Raw genomic sequence first — 14360 nt, 5'->3', positions numbered from 1 at the left:
GTGACGTTCGTTCTGGACACCCGGACACCGCGGGTGCTCGCCGCGCTCCTCGCGGGCGCCGCCCTCGGGCTGGCCGGCACACTCGTGCAGGCCGTGACCCGCAACCCGCTCGCCGAACCCGGCGTCCTCGGCGTCTCCGGCGGCGCGGCCCTGGGCGCCGTACTCGTCACCATGACGCCGCTCGCCGGGTCGTGGGGCATCGCCGGCGCGGCGTTCACCGGCGCCGCGATCACGGCCGTGATCGTCTTCGGGCTGGCGGCACGGGGCGGATTCCACCAGAACCGGCTCGTCCTCATCGGAGTCGCCGCCTCCACCGGGACGACGGCGCTCATCGGCCTGATCATCGTCCTCACCGACCCGTTCAACGCCACCAAGGCCCTCATCTGGCTGTCCGGATCGACCTACGGGCGTACGGTGCCCGACGTGCTGCCGACCGCGGCCGTGCTCGTCGCCGCCACCGTCGCGGTGGTCATCCAGCGCGAGGAGCTGGACCTCGTGTCGCTCGACGACGACACGCCACGGCTTTTGGGGATGCGGCTCGCGCGGCGTCGTCTGTGGTTCCTGGGGATCGCGGTCCTGCTCGCGGCCACGGCCGTCGCGGCCGCGGGGACGATCGGCTTCGCCGGGTTCGTCGCGCCACATGCCGCGCGTGCCCTGGTGGGGCGCCGGCATGTTCGCGTCGTGCCGGTCGCGATGCTCCTCGGCGCCACCCTCGTCACCACGGCGGATCTCCTCGGCCGTACGGTGATCGCTCCGGCGCAGCTCGGAGCCGGTCTCGTCACGGCGGTCGTCGGAACGCCCTACTTCCTCTACCTGCTCACGCGAAGCCGCCGATAGCCCCTGGCGGTGATGGTGCCCGCTTCGGCCGGTGCCACCGACCCGCCGAGGGTCGGCGTGCCACCGAATCTCCCGAGCCTCGGGCGACCGGCGTGCCGTCGCCGGGGGTACGGACTGCCGGGGAGTTGCCCTCATCGGCGAGGCGGGGCTTCACGAGCGGGCGCGGCGTTGGCCTTCGGCCTGCGGGCCGCGACGGTGGGGGAGTCCGCCGCGACCCGCAACCGCAGTGACCGTGGGGGAGCGGCCAGTCGGATCCAGACCGGGGGGCCACCGGTGGAGAGCGCTGGACGGCTCTCGCTTGCTCTTCCGACTACGGCATCCACTCTCGCCGGTCCAGGGCCGAAAGTCAGCGCGGCCAGCACCCATCTTCAGGCCCTGCCAGCGGTAACCCACATCTTCCGGCTGGCGGGGATGCGCGAAGGCCGTGCGTGGGTGGTGACGGCCCCCGCCGGCGCCAGACCGGCCCCGTATGTTCACCGGCGTCACCGGAGTCACAGACCTGGGCGGCCACCGACATACTGGACATGCCGACGCCGAAGAGAGGTGAGCTTGCCCATGGCCCGTGTCCTCGGTTCGCCGCAGGAGGTCCTGGCCGCCGCCGACGTCGAGCGGTTCGTCCGCTCGTCGCTGGACGACGATGAGTACACCGGCAAGAGGGTCTGCGTGCTGGTGCCGGACGCCACGCGCAGCTGCCCGCTGCCACTGCTCCTGGACGGTGTGCACGCGGCCCTGCACGGGCGCGTGGCCGAGCTGACCTTCATGGTCGCGCTCGGCACCCATCCGGCGATGAGCGAGGAGGAACTCGCCGCCCTCTTCGGCTACCCACCCGGCCGTGCGGCCGAGCGCTATCCGGGCGTCACCATCCGTAACCACGAGTGGTGGGATTCCGCCATGCTCACCTCGGTCGGAGAGATCAGTGGGGCGGAGCTGGCCGAGCTGTCCGGCGGCCGGCTGTCCGACCCGGTGGAGGTGCGCCTCAACCGGGCCGTGGTGGAGAGCGACCTCACCCTCGTCGTCGGGCCCGTCTTCCCGCATGAGGTCGTGGGGTTCTCGGGCGGCAACAAGTACCTGTTCCCCGGCGTGGCGGGCCAGGAGGTGATCGACGTGTCGCACTGGCTGGGCGCGCTGATCACCAGCGCGGAGATCATCGGGACGCGCGGCACGACGCCCGTACGCGCGCTGATCGACCGCGCGGCGGCGAAGGTGCCCAGCGAGCTGCGGTGCTTCTCGCTCGTGGTGGAGTCCGGCACGTCGAACCTGCACGCGATCACGTACGGGGGCACCCGGGACGCCTGGGCCGCCGCCGCGGACATCACCGCGCAGGTCGACGTCAAGTACCTCGACGCTCCGGTCAAACGGGTGCTCTCCCTCGTGTCGCGCCGCTACGACGAGATCTGGACCGCCGCCAAGGGCATGTACAAGGTCGAGCCGGTCGTCGCCGACGGCGGCCAGGTGGTCCTGTACGCACCGCACGTCACGGAGGTGAGCCGTACGCACGGCGAGGCGATCCGTGCCGTCGGCTACCACTGCCGCGACTACTTCGTGAAGCAGTGGGACCGGTACCAGGACCGGCCGTGGGGCGTACTGGCCCACTCCACGCACCTGCGCGGCGGCGGCACGTACGATCCGGCCACGGGTGAGGAGCGCTGCCGCATCGAGGTCACTCTGGCCACGGGGATCGACGCCGGCACCACACGCGACCTGGCGCTGTCCTATATCGACCCGGCCACGATCGACGTGGAGGAGTGGTCACGCGACCCCGAAACCCTCGTCGTCCCCGACGCGGGGGAGATCCTCTACCGCCTCCGGTGACGCCGGCGGACCGGGCGGCCGTCGCGACCGGATGGCACCGTGTTCGGCCAGGATGTCGATGAACGCGGAGATGTGCGGCACCTCGGCGGTCGTGGTGAAGGCGACCAGCTCGCGGTGGACCGGCGGGTCCGGTTCGAGCTGGACGCCGCCGAAGTCGGCCTCGATCATGTTCCGCGGCACCAGCGCCGGGCCGAGCCCCGCCGCGGCGAGCTGGACCGCGGTGGACGTGTGGTGGGTGTGCACGGCGGGGCGTGCGATGAACCCGGCCGTCGAACAGGCCTGGGCGACCACGCCCGCCAGCCCGTTGTCGGGCGTGTACAGCACCCAGGGCCGGCTCGCGAGCTCGGCCAGCCGCACCCGGCGGCGGCCGTCGGCGGCCACCGGGTCGTCCTTCGACAGGACCACGACCAGCTCCTCCCGGCCGAGCGTGCGCACCGGACCGTCCCAGTGCAGCGGCGCCGCGCTGACCGCGACGTCGATGCCACCCGCCGACATGAGGTTCGCCAGGTCGGCGCTGTTGCCGAACTCCAGCAGCTCGACGTGGGAGTCCGGGTAACGCCGCCGCCAGATCAGGACCGCCGGCGGGATGATGCCGAGCGCGATCGAGTACAGCGCGGCGATCCGCAGTCCGATCCGGGCCATCTCCCCCCGGGGACGGGCGACGTGCACGGCCTCGTCGGCACTGTGCAGCGCGGCGATCGCGTGCGGCAGGTACGCGCGGCCCATCGGCGTCAGGCGTACGGTGTCGGGAAGGCGTTCGAGCAGCGGATGCCCGACGTGGCGCTCCAGCGCCCGGATCTGATGGGACAGCGCGGGCTGGGAGACGGAGAGCCGCTGCGCCGCCCGCGTGAACGAGGCCTCCTCGACGACGGCCAGCAGGTACTCCATCTGCCGGAAGCTCATGAGAAAATTGTATGCCCGCAGGTGAGAGGCCTACCGAACCGAGACGGCGGACGGTGCCCGGGCCCCGGTCATCCACAGCCCCAGCGCTCCACTTCCTGTCGCGGGCCGTGACGCTGGACAATAGAAGTGGGGTGGCCCCCCGGGCGGGTGGGCCGGACACACGGGTGGGCCGGACACACGGGTGGGCCGGACACACGGGTGGGCCGGACACACGGGTGGGCCCGGCGAACCGGGAGGACCGGCGAACCGGGAGGACCGGCGAACCGGGAGGACCGGCGAGCCGGTGGGCGGGCAGGCGGGGCGGGTAGGTCGGCGGATGTGGGTTTCAGCGGCGGGCGGCCGCGCCGAGGAAGCCGAGCGGTACGCGGTCGTCCGACAGCGGGTCGCCGGTGTGCCAGTGTTCGACTCCGACCAGGCCGGGTTCGAGTAGCTCCAGCCCGTCGAAGAACGTTGCCACCTGGGCCGGGGAGCGAGGCGTGATCGAGCCGAGAGACGTCGTCGCGTAGATCTCGCGTCCCTCGCCGGCGACCTCCGGGGCGACCTCGTCGGCGGTGATGTGGGAGATCACCAGATGGCTGCCGGGCGCGAGGGCGGCGCGTAGCCGGGCGACGATGTCGGCGGCCTCGCGGTCATCGGGGACGAACTGCAGTACCGCCACGAGCAGAAGGCCGACGGGGCGGTCGAAGTCGATCAGGGCGCGTGTCTCCGGATGATCCAGGATCTCGTCCGGGCGGCGCAGGTCGGCCTGGATCACCGTGCTTCGCTCGTCGGTCGCCAGCAGGGCGCGGCCGTGGGAGACCACTACGGGATCGACGTCCACGTACACCACACGCGACTCGGCGTCGATCCGTCCGGCCACCTGGTGGACGCTGTCCCGAGTGGGCAGGCCGGTGCCGATGTCGATGAACTGCCGGACTCCCGACTCGGCGAGTAACCGCACCGCGCGGGCCAGGAACCCGCGGTTGGCGCGGACCCACTCCGCGGCGTACGGCATGATCTTCATGATCCGTTCGGCGGCCTCGCGGTCGGCGGCGAAATTGTCCTTGCCGCCTAAGTAATAGTCATACATCCGGGCGACGTTGGGCGTCTCCGGGGCGACATCGTCGACGGCCATGGCCGCACCGCCTCTCTCAAGATCGTGGATTGCGAGACTACCTTCCGGCAACCGGCCGCAGGGGGCGTCGCGTCATCCTCATCCGGCCATCCGCCGGGGCGGCCACCGCGGCTCCGCCGGGTCACGGCGCCTCCTTCGCCGTCGGTTCCCTCGCCTCAGCCCGGTCACAGAGTGGCGTGCTCGGCGACGGTCTCGATGAACGCCGACGCCGGCGGGGAGACGTACTGGCGGGTGAAGGCGACCAGCTCCCGGTGGAGCGGCGGCTCGGGACGGATCGTGCAGCGCTCGAACTCGGGGCCGATCACGTTGCCCGGCACGAGCGCGGGGCCGAGGCCGGCCGCCGCGAGTTCGACGGCGGTCGCGGTGTGGTGGGTGCGCACGGCCGCCCGCGGTGTGAAGCCGGCGCGGGCGCAGGCGGCGGCGACGAACGGAGCCAGGCCGAACTCGGGCGCGTACAGCACCCAGGGGCGGTCGGACAGCCGCCGGAGGTCGATCGACCCGCCGCCGCTCCGCAGCTCCGGGTCGTCGTACGGCAGGACCACGAAGAACTCCTCGGGTCCCAGCACCCGGCAGCGGCCGGTCCAGCCCACCGGCGCCGGCCCGATCGCGACGTCGGCACCGCCGTGCAGCATCTCCGCCGCCAGCAGGTCGATGTGGGCGAACTCCCGGATCCGTACCCGGACCCGCGGGTGCTCGTGCCGCCACACGCGGATGGCGCGCGGGATGATGCCGAGGGCGATCGACCGCAGCGTCGCGACCTGGAGCTCGCCTCCGGAGAGGCGGCCGACCGCGCGGGCCGCGCGCGTCGCCTCGTCGGTGCTGCGGACCGCGGCGATGGCATGGGGCAGCACGGCGTCGCCGAGCTCGGTCACCTCGACCGTACGGGCGAGCCGGTCCAGCAACGGGCCGCCGATCGCGTCCTCGAGGACCTTGATCTGGTGGGACAGCGCCGGCTGGGAGACGAGCAGCCGCTCGGCCGCCCGGGTGAAGGAGTGTTCTTCGGCCACCGCGATCAGATACTCGAACTGCCGCAGTGTCATAAAGAAATTATATGAGGTGCAGAAAAAGCCGGTCTTTGCCTGACCGGCCAGGTCAGAGCCACTATAGAGACGTGCTGGGGAGCGGGCCGCACCACGCGCGGCACCACCGCCCCGCACCCGTGAGGACCACCATGAGCGGCCCCGCGCGCCGGGTGAAAACAGGGGATTCATCGCAGGCAGCCGACGCGAGGTCGCATCCCGCGGACCGGGTTCACAGCGGACCGGGCCGCAGGGAAAGGCGGGGGCTCGCGGGCCGCGGCCTTCATGGGGAGGCGGCCGTGGCCCGCGGGCACCGCATCCCCCCGCGAGCCAGCCGCCCCGTCCTGACGAACGTCCGGACACGTGCCGGCCGGCGCGCCCGGGAGGATCGGCCTCGGTCGCGGCGCTCACGACTCCCGGATGCGCACCGCCCGCCGTAGATCGTCGAGTTGGTCCGCCAGCGCCCGGTGCAGCGCGGGGCTGAGGTCCTCCTCCAGGCACCGCTCCGCCGCCTGTACGGTCTCCGGGGTCGCCGCGTGGTCGGGGAAGAGCATCCGCCCCAGGGCGGTCGCGACCATCGGGCCGCGTTTGCCCGCCGCCGGGACCTCCTCGAAGTAACGCCGTACGTACCCCTCGGTCGTCTCCGGCATCGCCGGCTGCCAGAAGCCGTCGGCGGTCGCGATCAGCAGATGGTTCGACAGCGCGCCGTCGGCGAACATCTGCTGCCAGGCGCGCTCCTTGGTGTCCCGGCCCGGCAGCGCCGCGCCGCAGCGGGCCGCGCCCTGGCAGCCGGTCGCGCTCGGGTCGCGGGACAGCTCCTCGGCGATCTCCGCCTCGCTCACCTCGCCGAGCGCCGAGAGCTGGAGCAGTGCCTTCCAGCGGAGTTCCGGGTCGAGGTCCGGCCCGCCGGGCACGCGCTCGGCCCCCAGCCACGCGCGCAGCGCGGTCACCTCGTCCGGCGTCGACGAGCAGCGGATCAGGCCGCGTACGGCGGCGAGCCGTATGCCGGGATCGTCGTCGGTGGCGCGGATGATCCGGCGGCACACCTCGGCGAGGGTGGTGATCGCCGCCGGGCGCCGCTCCGGGACCAGGTAGCGGTCGGCGATCTCGTCGCGGGCGAACGCGAGCATCGCCTCGACCACGGACACGGCGGGCTCGGCCGGCAGGTGCGTCTCGACGAGCGCGAGGAATTCCGCGGCCGGCAGGTCGCCGTCGCGGACCATGTCGCGGGCGGTGTTCCAGAGCACCGCGCGGGTCAGCCGATCGTCGATCGCGGACAGCCCCGCGGCCACGGTCTCCCAGGAGCGCCGGTCCGGCCGCACCTTCGCGTAGCCGAGGTCGCCGTCATTGATCACCAGCAGGTCGGGACGCGCGGCGCCCACGAGCGCGGGCAGGGCCGTACGGTCCGCGCCCCCGGCGGGCAGGTCGACGCCGATCCGGCCGCGCCGCACCAGCCGGTGCTCGCCGTCGCCGTCCGCCAGGTCGTAGAGGCCGACGAGGATCCGGTGGGGGCGCGGGGAGGGCTTGCCGGTGTGCGCGATCCCGGCGGAGACGATGGCGCCGTCCCTCTCCTCGATCTCGGCGCGGAGGGTGTCCACGCCACTGCTCCGCAGCCAGCGCTCGGCCCACGAGTGGACGTCGCGGCCGGGCGCCGCCCCGGCGAGGGCGTCGAGCAGGTCGGCCAGGTCGGCGTTGCCGAACCGGTGCCGGGCGAAGTGGGCGTTGACGCCCGCGAGGAAGGCCTCCTCACCGAGCCAGGCGACGAGCTGCCGCAGGACGGAGGCGCCCTTGGCGTAGGAGATCCCGTCGAAGGCCACCCGGGCGGCCGCGGTGTCCGCCAGGCCCTGGGCGGCGACCGGGTGCGTCGAGGGGCGCTGGTCGGCGTCGTAGCCCCAGGCCTTGCGCTTGACCGCGAACCCGGTCCAGGTCGTGGTGAAGCGGCTGACCTCGGCGATCACCTGGTGACCCATGTACTCGGCGAAGGACTCGTTGAGCCACAGGTCGTCCCACCACCGCATGGTGACCAGGTCGCCGAACCACATGTGCGCCATCTCGTGCGCGATCACGACGGCGCGCGCCTCGCGTTCGGTGTCGGTGACGGCCGAGCGGAACAGGAACTCGTCGCGGAAGGTCACGCAGCCCGCGTTCTCCATCGCGCCGAAGTTGAGCTCGGGCACGAAGGCCTGGTCGTACTTGCCGAACGGGTACCGCTCGTCGAACAGCTCGTGGTAGCGGTCGAGGCTGCGCCGGGTGATGTCGAAGATCTCCTCGGCGTCCAGGAAGGGCGCGAGCGAACGGCGGCAGTGGAGGCCGAGCGGGACGCCGTCGTGCTCGGCGTGCACCGAGTGCAGCGGCCCGCCGACGACGACGGCGAGGTATGTGCTGATCGGCCGTGTCGGGGCGAACGCCCAGTGCCCGTCCCCGGTGCGCTCACCGGCCCCGTTGCTCACCACCGTCCAGCGCGAGGGCGCGGTCACCGAGATCTCCAGGACCGCCTTGAGATCGGGCTGGTCGAAGCAGGCGAAGACGCGGTCCGCCTCGTCCGGGGCGCACTGTGTGTAGACGTACACCTCCCCGTCGGCCGGGTCGGTGAACCGGTGCATGCCCTCGCCCGTACGGGAGTAGTACATGTCCGCCTCGACGCGCAGCTCGTTGTCGGCGGCCAGGCCCGGCAGCGGTACGCGGCCGTCGTCGAACGTCGCGGGGTCCAGGTCGGCGCCGTTGAGGGTGAGCCGGTGCAGACGCGCGGGCCGCAGCTCGGCGAACGTCGTGGCGCCGGGCTCCGTGCAGCCGAAGCGGATCACCGTGGTCGAGCCGAACACCTCTTCGCCTCGCGTGAGGTCGAGGTGCACGGTGTAGGAGTGGACGTTCAGCAGCCGAGCGCGGTCCTGCGCCTCCGTGCGAGTCAGTGGTGCGGGCATGTCGGCTATGTTGCCCTATCTCGATGAGCTCAGACGCGGGGGCCGTATCCGACCGACGGCCCCCGCCTCGGCGAAGGTCCTCAAAGGTCGAGTCCGGTCAGCACCATCACGCGCTCCTCGGTGAGGTCGTTCATCGCCGACCGCAGGCCCTCGCGCCCGACGCCGGACTGCTTCCAGCCGCCGTACGGCATCTGGTCGGCGCGGTAGCTGGGCACGTCCCCGACGATCACACCGCCGACCTCGAGATCGCGGTGGGCGCGGAACGCGGTCCGTACGTCGGTGGTGAAGATGCCGGCCTGCAGCCCGTACTTGGAGGAGTTGACCATCGCGAACGCCTCGTCGAGGTCGCCGAAGCGCGTCACGGACAGGACCGGGCCGAAGACCTCCTCCTCGGCGATCTTCGTGCCGCCGGGCACGTCCGCGAGGACGGTCGGCGCGACGGTACGGCCCTCGCGGGTGCCGCCGGTGAGCACGGAGGCGCCCGCCTCGGCGGCCTCCGCGACCCAGCTCGTGATCCGCTCGGCCGCCGCGTCGTTGATCACCGGGCCGACCTGGACACCGTCGGCCGTCGGGTCGCCGGTCGGCAGCGCCTCGACCGCCGAGACCAGTTCGGGGACGAAGGCGTCGTAGACGTCGGCGTCGATCAGCACGCGTTGGACGGCGATGCACGACTGGCCGGCCTGGTAGTTGGCGAACAGCGCGATGCGCGACGCGGCCGCGGGCAGGTCCGGCCAGTCCGCGGTGACGATCACCGCGGCGTCGCCGCCGAGTTCGAGGGTGATGTGCTTGGCGGGCGCCTGCTCCTGTAGCGAGAGGCCGACCGGGCCGGAGCCGGTGAAGGAGATGACCGGCAGCCGGGGGTCGGCGACGAGCGAGGACATCTTCTCGTTCGGCACCGGCAGCACCGAGACCATCCGCGGCGGCAGATCCGTCTCGGCGATGATCTCGCCGAGCAGCAGCGCGCTCAGGGGCGTGGCCGGCGCCGGCTTGACGAGGATGGGCGCGCCGACGGCGATGGCCGGCGCCACCTTGTGCGCGACGAGGTTCAGCGGGAAGTTGAACGGCGCGATTCCCAGGACTGGACCGCGCGGGAACCGGCGGACGACCGCCATCCGCCCGGTCGCGGCGGCGTCGGTGTCGAGCCGCTGCAGGTCGCCCGCGAAACGGCGGGTCTCCTCGGCGGCCCACCGGAACGTCGACACGGCGCGGGAGACCTCGCCGCGCGACCAGACCAGCGGCTTGCCGTTCTCCGCCGTGATCAGCGCGGCGATCTCCTCGGCGCGTTCGGCCAGGCGGGCCGAGATGTGGTCGAGGGCCGCGGCGCGTACGTGCGCGGGCGTGGCCTGGGCCTCGTGCCGTACGGCGTGCAGGTCGGCGACGGCCTGCTCCACCTGGGCGTCGGTGGGGACGGCGACCTCGCCCACGATCGAGCCGTCCCACGGTGAGGTCACCGCGAGGGTGTCGTCGCCGGTGACGGGCGTTCCGGACAGGAAGAAGGGCGTGACGTCGGACATGACGGAGAACCTCGCTTGAGTCGGGGTGGCTGGCTCAGACGGACGCCGCGAAGGCGCCCTCGAGGATGTCCAGGCCTTCGGTGAGCAGGTGGTCGGGAGAGGACAGCGGCGGAAGGAACCGCAGGACGTTGCCGTACGTGCCGGCGGTCAGCGTGACGAGGCCCTCCGCGTGGCAGGCCTTGTTCACCGCGGCCGTGAGCGCCGGATCCGGGGTCTTGGCGGCCGGGTCCGACACGAGCTCGATCGCGAGCATCGCGCCGCGGCCGCGTACGTCGCCGACCTGGGGGTACTTGGCGGCCAGATCGCGCAGCCGTGGCATGAAGAGCGCCTCGACGGCGCGGGCGCGCCGGGGAAGGTCCTCGGCCTTCATCGTCTCGATGGCGCCGAGCGCCGCCGCGCAGGCCACCGGGTTGCCGCCGTACGTGCCGCCCAGGCCGCCGGGGTGGACGGCGTCCATGATCTCGGCCCGCCCGGTCACGGCCGCGAGCGGCAGGCCGCCGGCGATGCCCTTCGCGGTGGTGATCAGGTCGGGCACCACGCCCTCGTGGTCGCAGGCGAACCAGTCGCCGGTACGGCAGAAGCCGGTCTGGATCTCATCGGCGATCAGCAGGACGCCGTTGTCGCGGCACCAGTCCGCCACGCGCGTCAGGAAGCCGTCCGGCGGCACGACGAAGCCGCCCTCGCCCTGAATCGGCTCGATGATGACCGCGGCGGTGTTCTCCTCGCCGACCTGGGTGTGCACCTGGGACGCGAACTGCGCGAACGCCTCTTCGGCGCAGTCGTCCGGACCGGTCGGCCAGCGGTACGGATAGGCCATCGGCACGCGGTAGATCTCACCCGCGAACGGGCCGAAGCGGTGCTTGTAGGGCATGTTCTTGGCGGTGAGGCTCATCGTCAGGTTGGTGCGGCCGTGGTAGGCGTGCTCGAAGGCGACGACGGCCTGCCGCCCGGTGGCCGAACGCGCGATCTTCACGGCGTTCTCCACCGCCTCGGCGCCGGAGTTGAACAGCGCCGATCGCTTCTCGTGGTCGCCCGGCGTCAGCTCGGCCAGTGCCTCCGCCACCTCGACGTACTCCGCGTACGGCGTGATCATGAAGCAGGTGTGGGTGAAGTCGGCGGCCTGTGCCCGGACGCGCTCGACCACGCGGGGCGCGGCGTTGCCCACCGTGGTCACGGCGATGCCGGAGCCGAAGTCGATCAGCTGGTTGCCGTCGACGTCGACCAGGATGCCGCCGCCGGCCCGCTCGACGTAGACCGGCAGCCCGGTCGAGACGCCGGCGGAGACCGCGGCGTTCTTGCGCGCCTGCAGCGCGGCCGAACGCGGACCGGGAATCGCCGTGTTGAGGATGCGACGCTGCTCGATACCGGTCATGAATCCTCCTTCGTCAAGGGGAGTGACCGCTGGGGCACGCTTGGTGATTCCTCGCTTCGCTCGGTCATTGCTCTCCGATCGGTCGATGTTGCCGAGGCTACGCCGGGGCGCGGCGCGCTCATCGGACGGGAGGGGCCAGGTCCATGGCGACGGCGCGCACCGGCGCGCCGTCGGCGCCCGCGAGGCGCAGCGGGAGACATGAGACGAACGGCGTGAAGTCGATCAGCTCGAAGCCGCGCAGGTTCTCCCCGATCGCGCCGCCCGCCGCCGCGATCAGGCGGTGGGCGGGGAAGCCCTCGCCGGGATGGGCGGCGTCCGGGGTCTCGTCGATGTTGGGGAAGTCGAGGAGGAAGGTCCGTACGCCGAGGTCGAGCATCCGGCGGCAGGCGTCCGCGTCGAGGAACGGGTGGTCGAAGTAGGCCGGCGTTCCGTACCGGGCCGGCCAGGCGGTGTGCAGCAGCACGATCACGCCGGGCCCCAGCCGCCCGGCCGCCGGGGCGATCGCCTCCCAGGTGATGCGGGCGCGCGGCGCCAGGCCGGTGACGTCGATGACGACACCCTCGCCGGCGAAGAGCGACAGGTCCATCTCATCGATCCGGGCGCCGTCCGCACGGAAGTGGTACGGCGCGTCGACGTGCGTGCCGGTCTGGGAGCCGAGCCGCAGGCTCAGCAGGTTGAAGCCGTCCGCCTCGACGGTGGCCGCGGGCTCGATCCGTGGCACCGGATCCCCCGGGTAGACCTGCGTGGACTCCGACAGCGGCACCGACAGGTCGACGATGCGGCGAACGTGCACGGCGGCTCCCTCCACGGACCGGGTCGGACCCGGCGTGATAACTGTAGGGCAACATAGGTTTCCTACCAAGAAACATCTGTGGCGGCCGGTGGCCGTGAGACGATCGCCATCCGGCGCGCCATGGGCGGCCACCCGCCTCCCGCGCCGGGCGCCTGACGAAGAGGGGTCCATGAGATCAGTGCCGATCGCCGCCGGTCAGCAGGACCTGCGCATCGGGGCCCGCCTGCGCGACGCCCGGCGGCGACAGGGCCTGACGATCGACCAGGTGGCGCGGAGCACGGGCCTGACCAAGGGGTTCATCAGCCGGATCGAGCGCGACATGACCTCGCCCAGCGTGTCGACCCTGGTGACGGTGTGCGCGGCCCTGTCACTGCCGGTCGGGGAGCTGTTCGTCACCCCGAAGACCGACGTCGTGCGCGGGACGGACGCGCCGTACATCCAGCTCGCCGGCCCGGGCGCGGACGAGCGCCTGCTGACCCCGCGCGGCCAGGGGCGCCTCCAGCTCGTGCGCTCGGTCATCGACCCCGGCGGCACGGGCGGCGAGGAGCTCTACACCCTCGACTGCGAGGTGGAGGTCGTCCACGTGGTGCGCGGCCGGCTGGAGCTGGTGTTCTCCCGGTCGGCGGAGCTGCTGGAGACGGGCGACACGATGACCTTCTCCGGCCGCGAGCCCCACACGTGGCGCAACCCGGACCCGGACGAGGCCGCCGAGGCCCTCTGGGTGATCGTTCCCGCCTCCTGGGACACCACCGCATAACCGCTGCGGCTGGTCACGGCGGGAGACGGCACCCGCGCCGACATCGAGAGGACCGCATGACCGGTCAGGACACGTCCGCACGCCTCGCCCGCTACCTGGGGTGTCTCTCGTCGGTGACCGGTTCGGAGCCGTCACTTCGCGAGGTGACGTCCGTCGACCCGGGGGCGGGGCGGGTGCTCGCGGTCGTCTGCACCGACGTTCCCGGCACCGGGTACGTGACGGGGTTCAGCTACGGCCTGTCCCTTTCGGGCGAGCCGGCCCCGGGCGGTCGCGAACTGGTGCTGACGGTACGGTCCCGCGACGCCGGGTGGGCGATGGTCCCGGCGCGGATGGTCGCCGCGCTGTGCGGCAGGCATTCGTTCGAACGCGGAAGGGCGCTGGGCCATGCGGGCCGGCTCGCCGAGGACACGGCGATGACCAGCGTGCTGCTGGCCGAACCTCCGATTCGCCGACTCACCGAACCGCTCGACCTCGGCTCTGGGGACTCCGCGCCGGATGGCCTGGAAATTGTGGGCGTATACCCGATATATGCGTCCGAGCGGGACCTCGTTCACGCCGCCGGATTCGATGCTCTCTGGAGCCTCGACTGGGACCGTTTCGATCCCGCGCGGCCTCCCGTGGCGTGAGCCGTCGGTGCTCCCGCACAGGCGCGCTCGCGGACAGACGCCCTCGGTACGCTCGCGACAGCCGACGAGGGGAGACGACGTGACGCCGTTCCACGATCTCAAGGAGTACATGGCGCTGCCGAGGGTCCTCACCCTGCGGCTCTCGGGAGACGGGCGGCGCGTCGTCGCGGTCGTGCGGATTCTCGCGTCCGACGGCAAGAGGTACCGGACGGCGCTGTGGGAGGTCGACCCGGAGGGCGTGGCCGGGCCGCGCCGCCTGACGCGCTCGGCGGCGGGGGAGGGGCGGCCGGAGTTCCTGCCCGGCGGATCCCTGCTGTTCACCTCCGCCCGTACGGACGCGGGCGGCGCCGACGAGGAGGAGGTCCAGCGGCTGTGGCTGCTGCCCGCCGACGGCGGCGAGCCGTGGAGGATCGCGGACCATCCCGGCGGCATCGAGGACTTCGCCGTCGCACGCGAGAGCGGCACCGTGGTGTTCGCGGCGCCGGTGCCTCCCGATGGCGACGACGCGCGTACCGAGCGGCGTAAGGCGGCCGGCGTCACCGCCATCCTGCACGAGAGCCTCCCGATCCGTGACTGGGACCATCACCTCGGGCCCGCCGAGCGGCGGCTGTTCGCGGCGGCGCCGCCCGCGTCGGAGGGGGCCGGGCTCGAGACGCCCCGTGACCTCACGCCCGAGCCGGGCCACGCGCTGG

The 14360-nt window shown here is 72.6% G+C and carries 12 protein-coding genes; 5 read left to right on the top strand and 7 right to left on the bottom strand.

Translation table 11 applies throughout. The features are described 5' to 3' along the window. A partial coding sequence (locus ACFFNX_RS24485) for an iron chelate uptake ABC transporter family permease subunit (protein WP_378206659.1) occupies positions 1 to 837 on the top strand: 837 nt, incomplete at its 5' end. Between the two features lie 555 nt (positions 838 to 1392). Beyond that, positions 1393 to 2649: a lactate racemase domain-containing protein gene (locus ACFFNX_RS24480; RefSeq protein WP_378206656.1), complete on the top strand. Its 1257-nt coding sequence runs from the start codon at positions 1393 to 1395 to the stop codon at positions 2647 to 2649. Here the strand turns inward: ACFFNX_RS24480 and ACFFNX_RS24475 are convergent. The 7 genes from ACFFNX_RS24475 to ACFFNX_RS24445 form a co-directional block, all read right to left on the bottom strand. Next, complete coding sequence (locus tag ACFFNX_RS24475) at positions 2587 to 3552, bottom strand: LysR family transcriptional regulator (RefSeq protein ID WP_378206653.1); 966 nt, start codon at positions 3550 to 3552, stop codon at positions 2587 to 2589. The two genes, ACFFNX_RS24480 and ACFFNX_RS24475, sit on opposite strands and share 63 nt — an antisense overlap. A gap of 325 nt (positions 3553 to 3877) precedes the next feature. Then, positions 3878 to 4666 (bottom strand): SAM-dependent methyltransferase, encoded by a 789-nt coding sequence (locus ACFFNX_RS24470; RefSeq protein ID WP_378206650.1) that lies wholly within the window; start codon positions 4664 to 4666, stop codon positions 3878 to 3880. Positions 4667 to 4830: 164 nt separating this feature from the next. Then, on the bottom strand, positions 4831 to 5706 hold the full coding sequence (locus ACFFNX_RS24465; RefSeq protein WP_378206647.1) for a LysR family transcriptional regulator: 876 nt from the start codon (positions 5704 to 5706) through the stop codon (positions 4831 to 4833). Between the two features lie 386 nt (positions 5707 to 6092). Next, the gene (gene pepN / locus ACFFNX_RS24460) at positions 6093 to 8606 is read right to left on the bottom strand and encodes an aminopeptidase N (protein WP_378206644.1); all 2514 of its coding nucleotides are present in this window, start codon (positions 8604 to 8606) and stop codon (positions 6093 to 6095) included. 80 nt (positions 8607 to 8686) lie between these two features. After that, positions 8687 to 10120: an aldehyde dehydrogenase family protein gene (locus ACFFNX_RS24455; protein ID WP_378206641.1), complete on the bottom strand. Its 1434-nt coding sequence runs from the start codon at positions 10118 to 10120 to the stop codon at positions 8687 to 8689. Between the two features lie 34 nt (positions 10121 to 10154). Continuing rightward, the gene (gabT, locus tag ACFFNX_RS24450; RefSeq protein WP_378206638.1) at positions 10155 to 11492 is read right to left on the bottom strand and encodes a 4-aminobutyrate--2-oxoglutarate transaminase; all 1338 of its coding nucleotides are present in this window, start codon (positions 11490 to 11492) and stop codon (positions 10155 to 10157) included. Positions 11493 to 11610: 118 nt separating this feature from the next. Beyond that, positions 11611 to 12285 (bottom strand): cyclase family protein, encoded by a 675-nt coding sequence (locus ACFFNX_RS24445; RefSeq protein ID WP_378206632.1) that lies wholly within the window; start codon positions 12283 to 12285, stop codon positions 11611 to 11613. Between the two features lie 169 nt (positions 12286 to 12454). Here ACFFNX_RS24445 and ACFFNX_RS24440 point away from each other — a divergent pair, with 169 nt between their 5' ends. The 3 genes from ACFFNX_RS24440 to ACFFNX_RS24430 form a co-directional block, all read left to right on the top strand. Then, complete coding sequence (locus ACFFNX_RS24440) at positions 12455 to 13042, top strand: helix-turn-helix domain-containing protein (RefSeq protein WP_378206627.1); 588 nt, start codon at positions 12455 to 12457, stop codon at positions 13040 to 13042. 56 nt (positions 13043 to 13098) lie between these two features. Then, positions 13099 to 13668, top strand: a complete 570-nt coding sequence (locus ACFFNX_RS24435) for a suppressor of fused domain protein (protein ID WP_378206624.1) — start codon at positions 13099 to 13101, stop codon at positions 13666 to 13668. A gap of 79 nt (positions 13669 to 13747) precedes the next feature. Next, positions 13748 to 14360, top strand: a 613-nt coding sequence (locus ACFFNX_RS24430) for a TolB family protein (protein ID WP_378206621.1), incomplete at its 3' end; no start/stop codon positions are given.

The sequence above is a fragment of the Actinoallomurus acaciae genome (assembly GCF_042429965.1).
Taxonomy (GTDB): Bacteria; Actinomycetota; Actinomycetes; order Streptosporangiales; family Streptosporangiaceae; genus Actinoallomurus; species Actinoallomurus acaciae.
The sequence above is the reverse complement of the archived record's forward strand: the minus strand, read 5'-3'. Positions and strand labels throughout refer to the sequence as shown.

What these genes read in the sequence shown, in the direction of transcription:
- ACFFNX_RS24480 (WP_378206656.1), top strand. Translation starts at nt 1,393, where the DNA reads ATGGCCCGTGTCCTCGGTTCGCCGCAGGAGGTCCTGGCCGCCGCCGAC.
- ACFFNX_RS24475 (WP_378206653.1), bottom strand. Translation starts at nt 3,552, where the DNA reads ATGAGCTTCCGGCAGATGGAGTACCTGCTGGCCGTCGTCGAGGAGGCC.
- ACFFNX_RS24470 (WP_378206650.1), bottom strand. Translation starts at nt 4,666, where the DNA reads ATGGCCGTCGACGATGTCGCCCCGGAGACGCCCAACGTCGCCCGGATG.
- ACFFNX_RS24465 (WP_378206647.1), bottom strand. Translation starts at nt 5,706, where the DNA reads ATGACACTGCGGCAGTTCGAGTATCTGATCGCGGTGGCCGAAGAACAC.
- pepN (WP_378206644.1), bottom strand. Translation starts at nt 8,606, where the DNA reads ATGCCCGCACCACTGACTCGCACGGAGGCGCAGGACCGCGCTCGGCTG.
- ACFFNX_RS24455 (WP_378206641.1), bottom strand. Translation starts at nt 10,120, where the DNA reads ATGTCCGACGTCACGCCCTTCTTCCTGTCCGGAACGCCCGTCACCGGC.
- gabT (WP_378206638.1), bottom strand. Translation starts at nt 11,492, where the DNA reads ATGACCGGTATCGAGCAGCGTCGCATCCTCAACACGGCGATTCCCGGT.
- ACFFNX_RS24440 (WP_378206627.1), top strand. Translation starts at nt 12,455, where the DNA reads ATGAGATCAGTGCCGATCGCCGCCGGTCAGCAGGACCTGCGCATCGGG.
- ACFFNX_RS24435 (WP_378206624.1), top strand. Translation starts at nt 13,099, where the DNA reads ATGACCGGTCAGGACACGTCCGCACGCCTCGCCCGCTACCTGGGGTGT.